Raw genomic sequence first — 15369 nt, 5'->3', positions numbered from 1 at the left:
CATGGGCGCGGGCCACGCCCACCGGCTCCACCGGCCCGGGACCTCCCGTGTGCACACCCTGCCGCCGCACACCAAACTGGCCGCCGTCCTCGCCTTCGTGGTCGTCGTGGTCTCCACCCCGCGCGAGGCGATGTGGGCCTTCGGCCTCTACGCGGTCCTGCTCGCGGCGGTCGCCGGCGTCGCCCGCGTCCCGCCCGGCTTCCTGCTGCGCCGGCTGCTGATCGAGGTGCCGTTCGTCGCGTTCGCGGTGCTCATGCCCTTCGTCGCGCAGGGCCCGCGGACCGAGGTGCTCGGCCTCTCCCTGAGCGTGAGCGGGCTGTGGGGCGCCTGGAACGTCCTCGCCAAGGGCACCCTGGGCGTCGCCGCCTCCGTCCTGCTCGCCGCCACCACCCCGCTGCGCGACCTCCTCCTCGGCCTGCAGCGGCTCCGGCTCCCCTCGCTGCTGGTCCAGATCGCCACCTTCATGATCCGCTACGGCGATCTGATCACCGACGAGATGCGGCGGATGCGGATCGCCCGTGCCTCGCGCGGCTTCGAGGCCCGGGGCGTGCGGCACTGGGGCGTCCTCGCCGCCTCGGCGGGCGCCCTGTTCATCCGCTCCTACGAACGCGGCGAACGCGTCCACCTGGCCATGGTCAGCCGCGGCTACACCGGTTCCCTGCCGGTGATCGACGAGGTGACCGCCTCCCGCGCCCAGTGGTCCCGCGCCCTCGCCCTGCCCGTCGCGGCCCTCGCGGTCTGTCTGCTGGGATGGACCCTGTGACCGACTCCGCGACCACCGCCGTGCCCGCCTCCCTCAAGGTCGCGGGCCTCGCCTTCGCCTACCCCGACGGGCACCAGGCCCTCTTCGGCGTCGACTTCCGCGTCGAGCGCGGCGAACGGGTCGCGCTGCTCGGCCCCAACGGCGCCGGCAAGACCACCCTCGTCCTCCACCTCAACGGCATCCTCACCCCCGGCGCCGGCACCGTCACGGTCGCCGGACTCCCCGTCGGCGCACGGAACATGGCGGAGATCCGGCGCCGGGTCGGCATCGTCTTCCAGGACCCCGACGACCAGCTCTTCATGCCCACCGTGCGCGAGGACGTGGCCTTCGGACCGGCGGCGGCCGGGCTCCGGGGCGCGGAGCTGGAGGCGCGGGTGGAGCGGGCGCTCGCCCTGGTCGGCATGGCCGGCTCCGGGAACCGGCCCCCGCACCACCTCTCCTTCGGCCAGCGGCGCCGGGTGGCGGTGGCGACCGTACTCGCCATGGAGCCGGAGATCCTCGTCCTGGACGAGCCCTCCTCCAACCTCGACCCGGCCTCCCGCCGCGAACTCGCCGACATCCTGCGCTCCCTGGACGTCACCGTCCTCATGGTCACCCACGACCTGCCCTACGCCCTGGAGCTGTGCCCCCGGTCACTGATCCTCTCCGACGGCGTGATCGCCGCCGACGGTCCCACCGCCGGGCTGCTGGGCGACGGCGAGCTGATGCGCGCCCACCGGCTGGAGCTGCCCTTCGGCTTCGATCCGCGGACGGTCGCCCCGCGCCCCTGAGGAATCGCCGGCCGGCCCGCGTTGTTGCTGCCTCTGTCGCAGGCGGCCGGGCGGGAAGGACACGGGGACGTGGAAGTGGACGTGCGGGGCACGGTGGACGAGGGTTTCGCGGGGGTCCGGGACGCCTTCGCCCGGAACTTCGCCGTCCTCGGGGAGCGCGGGGCGGCCGTCGCCGTCTACCGGGACGGGCGCAAGGTCGTCGACCTGTGGGGCGGCACGAAGGACGTCGACGGCACCGAGCCGTGGCAGCCGGGCACCGCGCAGATCATCCGCTCGGCGACGAAGGGCGTCGCCGCGGCCGTACCGCTGCTGCTGCACCGGCGCGGGGTGCTCGACCTGGACGCCCCGGTCGCCACCTACTGGCCCGGGTTCAAGGCGCACGGCAAGGAGCGCGTCCTCGTCCGGCACCTGCTGAACCACCGTGCCGGACTCCCCGTCCTCGACACCCCGCTCACCCCCTCGGAGGCGCTGGACCCGCTGCGGGGCATCGAGGCGGTCGCCGCCCAGGCACCCGTGTGGGAGCCGGGCACCGATCACGGCTACCACGCGCTGACCTACGGCTGGCTGCTGGACGGACTCGTCCGCCGGGCGGCGGACGGGCGGGACACGGGCGCGTGGGTCGCGGACGAGATCGCCGGGCCCCTCGGCGCCGGGCTGTGGCTGGGCCTGCCGCCCGCCGAGGAGGCGGCGGGCCGCGCCGGACGCGTCGGCCGCATCGAGGAACCCGAGCCCTCCGGCGGACTGCGGCTGCGCCCCAAGCGCTCCGTCTCCGAGGCCCACCGCGACCCGGGGTCGCTCACCCGCCGGGCCTTCACCGCCGTCTCCCCCTCCCCCGATCCGAACGACCCGGCTTACCGGGCCGCCGTCCAGCCCGCCGCGGGCGGCATCGCCACCGCCGACGGACTGGCCCGGTTCTACGCGGCCCTGATCGGCGAGGTCGGCGGCGTCCGGCTCTTCGACGCGGAGACACTCGCGCTCGCGCGTGCGGAGGAGTCGGCGGGCGCCGACCGGACCCTCGTCGTCCACACCCGGTTCGGCCTCGGCTACATGCTGCACGGCAGCGCGTCGCCGATGCTCTCCCCGGGCTCCTTCGGCCACCCCGGCAGGGGCGGCTCCCTCGGCTTCGCCGACCCGGAGTCGGGCATCGCCCTCGGCTACGTGACCAACGGCTTCCGCCGCACCGTCACCGCGGACCCGCGAGCACAGGCCCTGGTCAAGGCGGTACGGGCGGCGCTCGACGCGGGCTGAACGGGGCGGGCCGGCGCCCCTCGCGGACACCGGCCCCGCCGGGACCTGCCCGAACCGGGACGAGGCGGGAGATCAGACGTGGATGGGGTGGGAGATCCGCCCCGACGCCTCGTCGATCTCGCCGTGCGCCTTGGTGAGCAACTGCATCGCCAACTCGTTCAGCGCCCGCGCCCCGGCGACCTCCTCGCCGACGCGCGGCTGGTGGCTGTCGACCCGGTGACGGCTGGCGTGCCCGTGCCCACGGACCTCGGTGCCGTCGGGCAGGCGCACCATGGCGACGGCTCTGGTGTGCCGTTCGTCCTCCATGAACTCCATCTCGACGTGCCATCCCACCGTCGTGTGCATCATGACTGTTCACCTCCGGAAGACCTCCTTCCAGGGTGCGCCTCCCGAGCGCCCGGCGCAGCCCGCACCGGTCGGGGGCGTGCGGGTGCCGGTCGGGGGCGGGTGCCGGTGGGGGGCGGGTGCCGGTCGGGGAGGGCCGGTGCCGGTCGGCGCACCGCGCGCCCGTCCGGCTCACCCGGCGCGCAGCATCAGCCCGATCCCCACGACCAGCAGCCCGGCCGCCGCGATCCGGGGCCCGCCGAACCGCTCCCGGAAGAACACCGCCCCGATCGCCGCGCCGGCCAGGATCGACGACTCGCGCAGGGCCGCGATCGGGGCGAGGGGGGCGCGGGTCTGGGCCCACAGCACCAGGGCGTACGCGGTGACGGACAGGACCGCGCCGAGCAGGCCGAGGGCGGCGCTGGGCCGCAGCATCGGCCAGGCGGCGGCCCGGTGCCGGACCAGGAAGAAGACCGGCAGGACGGTGCCCTGGAGCGCCATCAGCCAGGCGATGTAGCCGAGGGAGGAGCCGGCGGCGCGGACGCCCAGCCCGTCGACGACGGTGTACGCGGCGATGGTCACGCCGGTCGCCAGCGCCGCGCCGATCGCCGCCCAGTCGGGCCGGCGCCCGCGCAGCCCCCACAGGGCGACGCCGGTCAGCCCCGCGCAGGAGAGCACGACGCCCGCGGCGGCCCAGCCGCCGGGCACCTCGTGGGCGAAGACGGCGGCGAGCAGGGTCACCAGCAGTGGCGCGGTGCCGCGGGCGAGGGGGTACGCCTGCCCGAAGTCGCCCAGCCGGAAGGACCGCATGAGCAGCGCGTAGTAGGCGAGGTGGATGCCCGCGGAGACCAGCAGGTACGGCCACGCGCCGGCCCGGGGCAACGCCGTGAACGGGAGCAGGGCGAGCCCGATCAGCACTCCCCCGCCCGAGATCAGCGTGAAGCCGGTCAGCTTGTCGGGGATGCGGTGCGCGATGGCGTTCCAGCAGGCGTGGGTGAGGGCGGCCAGCAGGACGGCTGCGGTGACGCCGGGGGTCACGAAGTGCGCTCGCGCACGTCCACGAGGGCGGCGCCGGCGGCGGTGATCAGCTCCTTGGGCTCCATCGGGAAGACCGTGTGCGGGTCGCCGGCGGCGGCCCAGACCACGTCGTGCGCGAGCAGGGAGCGGTCGGCGAGGACCCGGGTGCGGCTGCGGTGGCCGAAGGGCGGCACGCCGCCGATGGCGTACCCGGTCGTCTCCCGTACGAGGTCGGCCTTGGCCCGGGTGACCTTCCCGGCGCCGAGTTCCTCGCGGACCCGGTCCAGGTCGACGCGGGAGGCGCCGTCCATGAGGACCAGGACCGGGACACCGTCGGCGGCGAAGATCAGCGACTTGCAGATCTGGCTCAGCTCGCAGCCGATCGCGGCGGCGGCCTCGGCGGCGGTGCGGGTGGAGTCCGGGAAGCGGCGGGCCCGGCCGGCCAGCTCGCCGAGGCCGAGCGTGCGCAGGGCCTCGGCGAAGCGGGGGTGGGCGAGGGAGGTGCCGTCGGTCGTGGTCATGGACGGCACGGTAGCGGGGCGGGGGCGACTCGGGCGACCGAGTTGGCCAGGGCGCCCCGGTGGGGAGGAGACGGGAAGCCGGTGAGGGCCGTCCCGTCCCCACGGGGCCCTCACCGGCTGGTCTGCCGTCGGCGGCGGTGGCGCGCGTCAGACGCGGGCCGGCTCCCGGTCGCCGTCCGGGCCGACGGGACCGGGCTCGGCGGTGCGCAGCCCCTCGCCCTCGACGTCCACGTTGGGCAGCGCGCGGTCCAGCCACTTCGGCAGCCACCAGGCCCGCTTGCCCAGCAGGGCGAGGACCGCGGGGACGATGGCCATGCGCACGATGAACGCGTCGAAGAGGACGGCGACCGCGAGGCCGAAGCCGATCATCTTGACCATGGACTCGCTGGAGCCGATGAAGCCCGCGAAGACCGCGATCATGATGACCGCCGCCGCGCTGACCACCCGGGCGCCGTGCTGGAAGCCGGTGACCACGGCCTGGCCGGGCGACTCGCCGTGGACGTGGGCCTCACGCATCCGGGTCACGAGGAACACCTCGTAGTCCATGGCGAGTCCGAAGACCACGCCGACCATGAAGATCGGCATCATCGACATGACGGGGCCGGTCTCCTCGACGCCCATCAGCCCGGACAGCCAGCCCCACTGGAAGACCGCGACGACCGCGCCGAGCGCCGCCAGGACGGACAGGAGGAAGCCGAGCGCCGCCTTGAGCGGGACGAGGATCGAGCGGAAGACCACGATCAGCAGCAGGAAGGCCAGGCCCACCACCAGCACCAGGTAGGGCAGGAGCGCGTCGTTGAGCTTCTCGCTGACGTCGATGTTCATCGCGGTCGAGCCGGTGACCAGCACCTCGGCGCCGGAGTCGGCCTTGAGGGAGGTGCCCGCGTCGCGGATGGCGTGGACCAGGTCCTCGGTCTCGGTGGAGGACGGCTTGGAGTCCGGGATGACGGTGATCATCGCGGTGTCGCCGGCCTTGTTGGGCTGGGCCGGGGTCACCGCCATGACGTCCTTGAGGCCCTTGATCTCGTCGCCGACCTTGGTGAAGGCGTCCTGCGGGGACTTGCTGCCCTTGGCGTCGACGACGACCATCAGCGGACCGTTGAAGCCGGGGCCGAAGCCCTCCGAGAGCAGGTCGTAGGCCCGGCGCTGGGTGGTCGAGGTCGGCTGGGCGCCGTCGTCGGGCAGGCCGAGGGCGAGCGAGGAGGCGGGGATCGCGGCGGCGCCGAGGCCGATGACGCCCACCAGCAGGACGACGACGGGCCGGCGGATGACGAAGCGGGCCCAGCGGGTGCCCAGGTTGGGGCGAGCGGGTGCGGCGTCCGCACCCGGCGTCCCGCCCTCCGGCGTCTTCCCGCCCGGCGTCTTCCCGTCCGGCTTCCCGGCACCGCGGCGGCCCAGCAGCCGGCTCTTGGCACCGGCGGGCTTGACCTTGCCGCCGGCGTAGCCGAGCAGCGCAGGGATCAGGGTGAGGGCGATGAGGACCGCGATGGCGACCGTGCCGGCGGCGGCGACACCCATCTTGGTCAGCATGGGGATGTTGACGACCGCGAGGCCCACCAGGGCGATGACGACGGTGAGTCCGGCGAAGACCACGGCGGAGCCCGCGGTGCCGGCGGCCCGGCCGGCCGCGTCCTCGCGTTCGCGGCCCTCGGCCAGCTCGGCGCGGTAGCGGGAGACGATGAAGAGCGCGTAGTCGATGCCGACCGCGAGGCCGATCATCATCGCCAGGATGGAGGTGGTGGAGCCCAGCTCCAGCACACTGGCGAGCGCGGTGATCGTCGAGACGCCGATGCCGACGCCGATCAGCGCGGTGAGCAGCGGCAGTCCGGCCGCGATGAGCGAGCCGAAGGTGATGACGAGGACGACCGCGGCGACGGCGATGCCGATCACCTCGGTGGCGCCGGTCGCCGGGACCGCCTGGAGCGCGTCGCCGCCGATCTCGACGGTGAGTCCGGCGCTCCGGGCGCTCTGGGCGGCCTCCTGGAGGGCGTCCTTGCTGGAGTCGTCGAGTTCCATGCCGGGGGCGTCGTAGCGCACCGAGGCGTAGGCGACGGTGCCGTCCTGGCTGACGGCCTGGGACTGGTACGGGTCGGCGACCGCGACGACCTCGGAGCCGTCGGCCAGTTCGCCGACGGCCTTCTCGACCACGGCCTTGTTGGCCGGGTCGGTCATCTTCTGGTCCGCGGGCGCCTTGAAGACGACGCGGGCGGTCGCCCCGTCCGCGCTCTGTCCGGGGAAGCGCTGTTCCAGCAGGTCGAAGGCGCGCTGCGCCTCGGTGCCCGGGATGGAGAAGGAGCCGTTGCCGGCGGGTGGGGCCTGGGCGGCGCCGACCCCGGCGAGGGTCAGGAGCGCCACCCAGACGAGGGCGACGAAATGCCGTCGCCGAAAGGCGAACCGGCCGAGTTTGTAGAGGAACGTGGCCACGAGGACGTTCTCCCAGTCAGGTCGTGGGGTCTTCAGGGCAGGGGTGATCAGCCCGACGACGTTGGGGGATACCTCCCGTGCCCTGCGGGCTCGGCGAGGCGACGTCAGTGGGGGGCTTGTACTACGGGGTGGGTCAGGAGGTGGTGGGGACGCCGAGGGCGGGGAGGATCACGGCGTCGATGTAGGAGGACAGGAAGGCCCGGGTGGGCGGCTGGTCCTCCAGCAGGGTGCGGGTGGCGAACCCGCCGACCATCATGTGGACGAGGAAGTCCAGGGCGGGGCAGTCCGCTCTGATCTCGCCGCGCTCGACGGCCCGGTCCAGCACGCGCCGGAACTCCGTCATCTCCGGCTCGACGACCTGTTCCCGGAATGCCTGGCGCAGGTCCGGGTTCTGGTGGAGCGCCATGGCCACACCCCGCATCAGCGCGGAGTTCTGCTCCATGACGCAGTCGTCGTCACGGGAGGTCAGGGCGTGCAGGTCGCCGCGGAGCGATCCGGTGTCGATGTCGCCGATCTCGACGGGCTTGTCGTGCCGGATGGCGTTGACCACGAGTTCGGCCTTGCCGCCCCACTGGCGGTAGAGCGTGGCCTTGCTGGAGCGCGTGCGGGCGGCGACGGCGTCCATGGTGAGGGCGTCGTAGCCGACTTCGCGGAGCAGGTCGAGGACGGCGCCGTACAGCTCGGCCTCGCGTTCGGGAGTGATCCGGCTGCGGCGTGGTGCGGTGGCCCCGGCCATCTCGCTCTCCTCTCGTTCGGCGGTCGCTCGCTCCGCTGGAACGACACCGTTTCGTACACGACGACAGTAGCGCACCGCGCTAGCGAAACGAAACGGTTTCGTACGTGGCCTGGGTCACGGTTGTCGGTTACCCATAAGTTGCCGGGGCCCGGGGCGCGGCAAAGCATGGAGCGGTGAGTTATCTGCGCCTACCGCACCTGCACGGAGACCTGCTCTGCTTCGTCGCCGAGGACGACCTCTGGCTCGCGCCCCTCGACGGTCCGGGCCGGGCCTGGCGGCTCACCGTCGACCGCACCAAGGCAGGCCACCCCCGCTTCTCCCCCGACGGCCGGCGGATCGCGTACACGAGCTGGCGCAGCCTGGAGCCGGAGGTCCACGTGGTGCCGGTGGACGGCGGCCCCGGCCGGCAGCTCACCCACTGGGGCAGCTTCGACACCCGCGTCTGCGGCTGGACCCCGCCCGGTCCGGACGGCACCGCCGACATCCTCGCCGTCGCCTCGCACGGCGAGCCCTTCTCGTACCTGACCTGGGCCTACAAGGTCTCCCCCGACGGCGACCCCGGCCGCAAACTGCCCTGGGGGCCGGTCACCGACATCCAGTGCGCCGACCTCGACGGCCAGTGCCGCACGCTGCTCCTGACCGGCACCCCGCCGCACGAGCCGGCCGCCTGGAAGCGCTACCGGGGCGGGGCGACCGGCCGGCTCTGGCTGCACGGGCGGCGCCTGCTCCCCGGCCTCGGCGGGCACCTGCACTCCCCCATGCTCGTCGGCGGCCGGGTCGCCTTCCTCTCCGACCACGAGGGCGTCGGCAACCTCTACTCCTGCGCCCACGACGGCACCGACCTGCGCCGCCACACCGACCACGACGCCTGCTACGCCCGGCACGCGTCGAGCGACGGCACGCGGGTGGTGTACCAGTGCGCGGGCGACCTGTGGATCGTCGACGACCTCGCGCCCGACTCGCTGCCCCGGCGGCTGGACGTCCGGCTGAGCGGGCCGCGCGCCGGGCGGCGTCCGTACCAGGTGCCGGCCGCGCACCACGTGGGCGGGATCTCCGTCGACGAGACGGGCCGGGCGAGCGCCGTCGTCGTCCGGGGCAGCCTGTACTGGCTCACCCACCGCGACGGACCGGCCCGCACCATCGCGGACACCCCGGGGGTGCGGGTGCGGCTGCCCGAGATGCTGGGGGCGAGCGGCCGGGTCGCCTACGTGACCGACGCGGAGGGCGAGGACGCCGTCGAGATCGCCCACCTGCCCCGGGCGACCGGCGGCCGGGAGATGCGGCGGCTGGCCTCCGGGAAGCTGGGCCGGGTGCTGGAGCTGGTGTCGGACCCGGAGGGCGAACGGCTCGCCGTCGCCTCGCACGACGGACGGCTCCTGCTGCTCGACGTCGCGGACGACACCCAGGCCGCGGGACCGCCCTCCGGCACGGAGGGCACGGAGGGTACGGAGGGCACGGAGGGCACGGAGGGTACGGAGGACACCGAGGACACGGAGCGTACGGACGGCAGGGAGGGGGCGGAGGACCCCGGGGGCGCCGAGGACACCGGGGAGCCCGGGGAGGCCGGTCCGCTCGGTCCCGGCGGCGGGGTCACGGAGCTGATCCGCTCGGTCAACGGGCCGGTGCGGGACCTCGCCTTCTCCCCGGACGGGGCGTGGCTGACCTGGTCCCACCCGGGCATCGGCCGCTCGCTGCGCCAGATCAAGATGGCCCGCATCTCCGACGGGGACGCGCCGCTCGTCGTCGACGTGACCAACGGCCGCTTCGAGGACGAGAACCCGGTCTTCACCCGCGACGGCCGCTACCTCGCCTTCCTGTCCTGGCGCGGCTTCGACCCGGTCTACGACGTGCACACCGGCGACCTGTCCTTCCCGCTGGGCTGCCGCCCCTACCTCGTCCCGCTGTCGTCGGCGACCCCGTCCCCCTTCGCGCTGAACCCGGAGGGCCGGCCGGCCGCCGGGGGGCTGGACCCGGTGGAGGACGAGGGCGGCGAGGGCGGCGCGGTGACCGTGGAGACGGAGGGGCTGGAGGCGCGGGTGACGCCGTTCCCGGTGACCGCGTCCAAGTACTCGGCGCTGCACCCGGTCGCGGGCGGCGGGCTGGTCTGGCTGCGCTGGCCGATCTCCGGCGCGCTCGGCGAGACCTTCGCCAACCCGGACGACCCGAGCGAGCGGCCCACCCTGGAGCACTTCGGCCCGGCCAAGGCGAAGAAGTCCGAACTCGTCGCCCACCTCGACTGGTTCCAGGTCAGCGGCGACGGCAGCCGGCTGGTGGTGCTGGACGAGGGGGAGCTGCGGGCGGTGCCCGCCACCGAGCCCGGCGACGGCGACACCACCACCTGGATCGACCTGCGCCGCATCCTGCACCAGGTCGACCCGGCCGCCGAGTGGCGCCAGTCGTACGAGGAGGCGGGCCGGCTGATCCGGGCCTACTTCTGGGACCCGGGCATGTGCGGCATCGACTGGGACGCGGTGCTCGACCAGTACCGCCCGCTGGTCGAACGCGTCGCCTCCCCCGACGAGTTCGCCGACCTGCTCCGTGAAGTCCTGGGCGAGCTGGGCACGTCGCACGCCTACGTGTCCGCCGCCCGGCGCAACGAGGGCCCGGCCTCCTACCAGCGCTGGCAGGGCCTGCTCGGCGCCGACTTCCTTCCCCGGGACGGACGTTGGACGGTCAAGCGCATCCTGCCCGGCGACTCCTCGGACTCCCGGGCCCGCTCCCCCCTGGCCGGCACCGGCATCCGGGACGGCGCGGTCCTCACCCATGTCGACGGCCGTCCCGTGGACCCGGTGGCCGGGCCCTCCCCGCTGCTGGCGGGCGCGGGCGGGACGACGGTGGAGCTGACCTTCGAGCAGCCCGCCGCCCCGCCGCCCCCGGTCCGGGGCCTGCCGGACCTCCCCGGCAACCCGGAGGTCCCGGCGGCCACGGAAGGGGCGGAAGCCGCGCGGGCGTCCGGGGCGCCCCGGACGGCGGGGCCGCCGCGCCGGGTCGCGGTCGTCCCGCTCGTCGACGAACGCCCGCTGCGCTATCAGGACTGGGTCGCCAAACGCCGCGAGGTGGTACGGGAGTTGAGCGGCGGACGCTGCGGCTACCTGCACATCCCCGACATGGGCGGCTCCGGCTGGGCCCAGTTCAACCGCGACCTGCGCATGGAGGTGTCCCGGCCCGCCCTCATCGTGGACGTGCGCGGCAACGCGGGCGGCCACATCAGCGAACTGGTGGTCGAGAAGCTGACCCGCACCATCCTCGGCTGGGACCTGACGCGGGACGCCCAGCCGGTGTCGTACGCCTCCAACGCCCCGCGGGGCCCGGTGGTGGCCCTCGCCGACGAGGCGACCTCCTCCGACGGCGACATGATCACGGCCGCGTTCAAGCTGCTCTCGCTGGGACCCGTGGTCGGACAGCGCACCTGGGGCGGGGTGGTCGGCATGACCGGCCGGCACCGGCTCGGCGACGGCACGGTGATCACGGTGCCGATGAACGCGGCCTGGTTCGACGCGTACGGCTGGTCCGTGGAGAACCAGGGCGTCGCCCCCGACGTGGAGGCGCTGCGCACGCCGCTGGACTGGGCCGAGGGCCGCTACACGGTGCTGGACGAGGCGGTGCGGATCGCGCTGGAGCTGCTGGAGTCCGAGCCGCCGGCCTCGCCGCCCGACTACGGCGACGTACCGGACCGTTCCCGGCCGCCGCTGCCCCCTCGCCGGTAGCCGCCCCGGGCCCGGCCCACGCAGGCACGCGGAAGGGGCGCTCCCCGTGCGGCGGGGGGCGCCCCTTCGGTGCGGGACGGCGCGTCAGGCGTCGCGGTCCTGCGAGAAGCGGTCGTCCGCCTCGCGGCGCGAGGGCTGGTCCATCTCGTCGTCGTCGCGGCGGCCTCGGTCGCGCATCTGCTCCTTGGCCTGCTCCGCCCGCTGCTTGCCCTGCTGCTGCATGCGCTCGGCCTTGTCCTGGAACTGGTCCTTGATGCCCATGAGGGTCAACTCCTGTGCTGATCGGGGCCGGCCGGATCGGCCGGGCCCGATCAGATTCACACGGGCGGTGACCGCGCGCATGTCGATCAGTCACGCACCGTAGTGCGGTGCTTCTCGTCGGCCGCGCCGCCCGCCCCGACCAGTCCGGTGCGCATGCCGGTCAGCCGGTCTGCGAAGCGCCGCATCTCGCGCTGCCCGACGGTCCCGACGACCGCCGGCAGGCAGCCGCGCACGCCCTGCATGCCGCGCAGCCACCACTGTCCGTACACGTGGGCGGAGCGCCGCTCGATGCCCTCGACGAGGCGGTCGACGGCCGGGCCGAGCGGATACGTCTTGTTCGACGGCCAGGGCAGCCGCTGCCGCAACTCCCGCATCACGTCGTCCCGGTCGGCGCCGCGCACCATGTCGGTGTCGGTCCACGAGAGGTAGCCGACGCCGACCTTGACGCCTTGGTGCCCGACCTCGGCGCGCAGGCAGTGGGCGTACGCCTCCACACCGGACTTGGAGGCGCAGTACGCGGTCATCATGGGCGCGGGGGTGATCGCCGCGAGGGAGGCGATCTGGAGCAGGTAGCCGCGGCTGCGCAGCAGGGCGGGGAGGAAGGCGCGGGCGGTGACCGCGGAGCCGACCAGGTTGACCTCGATCACCCGGCGCCAGGACGCCGGGTCGGAGTCGGCGAACGGACCGCCGGTGGCGACGCCCGCGTTGGCGACGACGATGTCGATCCGGCCGAAGCGCTCCTCGGCCTCCTCGGCGACACGGGCCATGGCCTCGTCGTCGGTGACGTCCGCCTCCCAGCAGGCGCTCTCGCCGTGCAGCCGCCCGGCGACCTCCCGCAGGGCGTCCGGCTCCAGGCCGACCAGCGCGACGCGTACGCCGCGCGCGGAGAGTTTGCGGGCCAGCAGCTCCCCGACACCGCGCGCGGCCCCGGTGATGACGGCGACCCGTCCTTCCAGGTTCCCCCTGGTCATGCGTCCTCCTCGGCGGGTAGGGCCGGTTCGGCCGGGACGGCCGGCACGGCGGCCCTCGCGGGCAGATGGGCGGTGGCGAGGGCGCGCAGCGTCGAGGTGACGAGGTCGGGCGCCTCCACCGGGGTCATGTGGCCGACCCCGGGCAGTTCGGTGAGGCCGGTGCACCGGGGCAGGCGGGCGGCGAGCGCGCGGGCGTGCGCGGGCGGGGTGAGCCGGTCGGCGGTGCCGACGACGATCTCGACGGGCACGTCCAGCGCGGGCACCCGCTCGTCGAGGTCGAGCCGGTCCAGCACCCGCGACCAGGCGTGCCGCACGGTGCGCGGGCAGGCGTGCACGACGCGGGCGCAGGCGTCGACCATGTGGGGGGCCGAACCGGGGCCCATGGTCCCGTACTTGAGGATCGCGCGGGCGACGGGCGTGACCGGGCCGAGCGGGGCGCGGGAGCCGAGCACCCGCCGGGTGAGCCAGGTGCGGGCCCGGCCGGGCGGCAGCGGGAACAGGGTCGCGGAGGCGACCAGCCGCGAACCGCCGGTGCTGCACAGCAGGACGGCCGCGGCGCGGGTGCTCAGCGAGGGCCGGCCGGCGGCGGCCAGCACCGTCATGCCGCCCATCGAGTGCCCCCCGATCACGGCCTGTTCGCCGGGTGCGAGCACCGCCTCCAGGACGGCTTCCAGATCGTCGGCGAGGGCCTCGGTGCCGCACGCCGCGCTCGCCGGGCTGCGGCCGTGGCCGCGCTGGTCGTAGGCGATGACGCGGTGGTCGGCGGCGAGGGCGCGGATCTGGGCGGCCCAGAAGGCGGTGGAGCAGGTCCAGCCGTGCGAGAGGACGATCGCGGGGGCGCCCTCGGGGCCGTGTGTCTCGACGTGGAGCCGGGCCCCGTCGGCGGAGACGACGGTGAGTTCGCGGGCGGGGGCGGGCGGGGCGTAGGGCCCGTCGGCGGTGCGGGTCAGGCGGCTCACGCGCCCACCTCCACGCCCTCGTCGGCGCCGGGGGCGACGGAGTCGGCGGCGGAGGCGGGGGCGACGGCGGGCCGCAGCACCGCGTACTCGGCGAGGTCGACCCGCCGGGTCTCGCGCCGGAACTCGGCGGTGGTGCCGGGCCAGATGGTGGTGTTGCGGCCACTGGGGTCGAGGTACCAGCTCGTGCAGCCGCCGGTGTTCCACACGGTGCGCTCCATCCGCTTCTGCACCCGGTCGTTCCAGGCCCGTACGGCGGCGGGGCGGGCGTCGAGGGCCACCCGGCCGCCGAGGACGTCGAGTTGGCGCAGGTAGTCGGCCAGGTAGTTCAACTGGGACTCGATCATGAGGATCATGGAGGAGTTCCCCAGGCCGGTGTTGGGCCCGATGATCGTCATCCAGTTGGGGAAGCCGGCCGCGGCGGCGCCGCGCAGCGCCCGCATGCCGCCCTTCCAGGTCTCGGCGAGGGTGCGGCCGTCGGCGCCCACGACCCGGTCGGCGATGGGCATGTCGGTGACGTGGAAGCCGGTGCCGAAGACGATGGCGTCCGCCTCGGCCTCGGTGCCGTCGGCGGCGACCAGGGTGGAGCCGCGGACCTCGGCGAGGCCGGAGGCGACGACGTCCACGTTGGGGCGGGCGAGCGCCGGGTAGTAGTCGCTGGAGAGCAGGATGCGCTTGCAGCCGATGCGGTAGCCGGGGGTGAGCTTGGCGCGCAGGGCCGGGTCCTTGATGGCGGAGGCCATGTTGCGCCGGGCGATCCGCTCGACGAAGCCCAGTTGCCCGGGGTGCTTGGTGAACGCCTGCACCTGGAGTTCGCGGATGCCCCAGAGCAGTCCGCGGCGCAGCCTGGCGGTGACCGGCAGGGCCCGGTGCAGGGCGCGTTCGGCGCCGCCGATGGCCCGGTCCATGCGGGGCATGACCCAGGCGGGGGTGCGCTGGAAGAGGGTCAGCCGGGAGACGCGCGGCTGGATGGCGGGGACGATCTGGATGGCGGAGGCGCCGGTGCCGATCACGGCGACGCGTTCGCCGGTGAGGTCGTGGTCGTGGTCCCAGCGGGCGGAGTGGAAGACCTTGCCGGGGAAGGTGTCCAGGCCGGGGACGTCCGGGGTGCGGGGGTCGGAGAGCGGTCCGGTGGCGGAGACGACGACGTCGGCGGTGAGGTCGCCGCCCGCGGTCGTCAGCTCCCAGCGCAGTCGCCCGGGGTCCCACGCCATCCGCCGCACCTCGGCGCCGAAGCGCAGGTGGGGGCGGAGGCCGAAGGTGTCGGCGACGTGCTCCAGGTAGGCGCGGATGTGGGGCTGCCCGGAGAAGGTGCGCGGCCAGTCGGGGTGGGGCGCGAAGGAGAAGGAGTAGAGGTGGGACGGCACGTCGCAGGCGCATCCCGGATAGCTGTTGTCCCGCCAGGTGCCGCCCACGCTGTCGGCCCGTTCGAGGACGACGAAGTCGGTGATCCCCTCGCGGCGCAGCCGCACGGCGGCGCCGAGTCCGCCGAAGCCGGACCCGATCACCGCCACCCGTACGTGTTCTCGTGTCTGCTCGTGCCCGGCCATCCCGAAGCCTCCACGCGTCGCTGGAACCTTGCCAGTGAACACTGGCGCAATGGGAGCGTAGAACAGGGCCGTACTGATGGGTAGGGGGCGGGACGAGGAAAGTTACCGGCGGTACGACTTA

Annotated in this window: 13 protein-coding genes; 4 read left to right on the top strand and 9 right to left on the bottom strand. The window is 74.5% G+C overall.

All coding sequences use genetic code 11. The features are described 5' to 3' along the window. Position 1 precedes the first annotated feature (1 nt). The 3 genes from cbiQ to J5Y05_RS23630 all read left to right on the top strand — a co-directional run bounded on the left by cbiQ (position 2) and on the right by J5Y05_RS23630 (position 2781). Entirely contained in the window at positions 2-763 is a 762-nt protein-coding gene (gene cbiQ, locus J5Y05_RS23640; protein ID WP_210875066.1) for a cobalt ECF transporter T component CbiQ, read from the top strand. After that, positions 751-1533: an energy-coupling factor ABC transporter ATP-binding protein gene (locus tag J5Y05_RS23635; RefSeq protein WP_210875065.1), complete on the top strand. Its 783-nt coding sequence runs from the start codon at positions 751-753 to the stop codon at positions 1531-1533. Before cbiQ ends, J5Y05_RS23635 begins: the two co-directional genes overlap by 13 nt. Before the next feature lie 75 nt (positions 1534-1608). Continuing rightward, positions 1609-2781, top strand: coding sequence for a serine hydrolase domain-containing protein (locus tag J5Y05_RS23630; protein ID WP_210875215.1), 1173 nt, complete (start codon positions 1609-1611; stop codon positions 2779-2781). A 72-nt stretch (positions 2782-2853) separates the two neighbouring features. Here J5Y05_RS23630 and J5Y05_RS23625 read toward each other — a convergent pair whose 3' ends face one another. The 5 genes from J5Y05_RS23625 to J5Y05_RS23605 form a co-directional block, all read right to left on the bottom strand. Further along, positions 2854-3129 carry a DUF1876 domain-containing protein gene (locus J5Y05_RS23625; RefSeq protein WP_210875064.1) on the bottom strand — a complete coding sequence of 92 codons (276 nt, stop codon included), beginning with the start codon at positions 3127-3129 and terminating at the stop codon, positions 2854-2856. 168 nt (positions 3130-3297) lie between these two features. Then, on the bottom strand, positions 3298-4143 hold the full coding sequence (locus tag J5Y05_RS23620; protein WP_210875063.1) for an EamA family transporter: 846 nt from the start codon (positions 4141-4143) through the stop codon (positions 3298-3300). After that, a complete protein-coding gene (locus J5Y05_RS23615; protein WP_210875062.1) occupies positions 4140-4643 on the bottom strand; it encodes a YbaK/EbsC family protein in 504 nt (167 codons plus the stop codon). The genes J5Y05_RS23620 and J5Y05_RS23615 overlap by 4 nt, the downstream gene beginning before the upstream one ends. 147 nt (positions 4644-4790) lie before the next feature. Then, the gene (locus tag J5Y05_RS23610) at positions 4791-7067 is read right to left on the bottom strand and encodes an MMPL family transporter (protein ID WP_210875061.1); all 2277 of its coding nucleotides are present in this window, start codon (positions 7065-7067) and stop codon (positions 4791-4793) included. Between the two features lie 133 nt (positions 7068-7200). Continuing rightward, positions 7201-7803 carry a TetR/AcrR family transcriptional regulator gene (locus J5Y05_RS23605; RefSeq protein ID WP_210875060.1) on the bottom strand — a complete coding sequence of 201 codons (603 nt, stop codon included), beginning with the start codon at positions 7801-7803 and terminating at the stop codon, positions 7201-7203. A gap of 173 nt (positions 7804-7976) precedes the next feature. Between J5Y05_RS23605 and J5Y05_RS23600 the strand changes: the two genes are divergently transcribed. Next, the gene (locus J5Y05_RS23600; RefSeq protein WP_210875059.1) at positions 7977-11510 is read left to right on the top strand and encodes a S41 family peptidase; all 3534 of its coding nucleotides are present in this window, start codon (positions 7977-7979) and stop codon (positions 11508-11510) included. An 84-nt stretch (positions 11511-11594) separates the two neighbouring features. On the opposite strand, the gene J5Y05_RS23595 is transcribed toward J5Y05_RS23600, so the two are convergent. The 4 genes from J5Y05_RS23595 to J5Y05_RS23580 all read right to left on the bottom strand — a co-directional run bounded on the left by J5Y05_RS23595 (position 11595) and on the right by J5Y05_RS23580 (position 15248). Beyond that, the gene (locus tag J5Y05_RS23595; protein ID WP_210875058.1) at positions 11595-11771 is read right to left on the bottom strand and encodes a hypothetical protein; all 177 of its coding nucleotides are present in this window, start codon (positions 11769-11771) and stop codon (positions 11595-11597) included. A gap of 86 nt (positions 11772-11857) precedes the next feature. Then, complete coding sequence (locus tag J5Y05_RS23590; RefSeq protein ID WP_210875057.1) at positions 11858-12742, bottom strand: SDR family oxidoreductase; 885 nt, start codon at positions 12740-12742, stop codon at positions 11858-11860. Continuing rightward, positions 12739-13701: an alpha/beta fold hydrolase gene (locus J5Y05_RS23585; protein ID WP_210875056.1), complete on the bottom strand. Its 963-nt coding sequence runs from the start codon at positions 13699-13701 to the stop codon at positions 12739-12741. Before J5Y05_RS23585 ends, J5Y05_RS23590 begins: the two co-directional genes overlap by 4 nt. After that, on the bottom strand, positions 13698-15248 hold the full coding sequence (locus tag J5Y05_RS23580; RefSeq protein WP_210875055.1) for a flavin-containing monooxygenase: 1551 nt from the start codon (positions 15246-15248) through the stop codon (positions 13698-13700). The genes J5Y05_RS23585 and J5Y05_RS23580 overlap by 4 nt, the downstream gene beginning before the upstream one ends. Positions 15249-15369: the final 121 nt, after the last annotated feature.

It is taken from the genome of Streptomyces tagetis (assembly GCF_018069565.1).
Lineage (GTDB): Bacteria > Actinomycetota > Actinomycetes > Streptomycetales > Streptomycetaceae > Streptomyces > Streptomyces tagetis.
The sequence above is the reverse complement of the archived record's forward strand: the minus strand, read 5'-3'. Positions and strand labels throughout refer to the sequence as shown.

Coding starts and splice junctions, on each gene's coding strand:
- cbiQ (WP_210875066.1), top strand. CDS start 2: ATGGGCGCGGGCCACGCCCACCGGCTCCACCGGCCCGGGACCTCCCGT.
- J5Y05_RS23635 (WP_210875065.1), top strand. CDS start 751: ATGGACCCTGTGACCGACTCCGCGACCACCGCCGTGCCCGCCTCCCTC.
- J5Y05_RS23625 (WP_210875064.1), bottom strand. CDS start 3,129: ATGATGCACACGACGGTGGGATGGCACGTCGAGATGGAGTTCATGGAG.
- J5Y05_RS23615 (WP_210875062.1), bottom strand. CDS start 4,643: ATGACCACGACCGACGGCACCTCCCTCGCCCACCCCCGCTTCGCCGAG.
- J5Y05_RS23605 (WP_210875060.1), bottom strand. CDS start 7,803: ATGGCCGGGGCCACCGCACCACGCCGCAGCCGGATCACTCCCGAACGC.
- J5Y05_RS23595 (WP_210875058.1), bottom strand. CDS start 11,771: ATGGGCATCAAGGACCAGTTCCAGGACAAGGCCGAGCGCATGCAGCAG.
- J5Y05_RS23590 (WP_210875057.1), bottom strand. CDS start 12,742: ATGACCAGGGGGAACCTGGAAGGACGGGTCGCCGTCATCACCGGGGCC.
- J5Y05_RS23580 (WP_210875055.1), bottom strand. CDS start 15,248: ATGGCCGGGCACGAGCAGACACGAGAACACGTACGGGTGGCGGTGATC.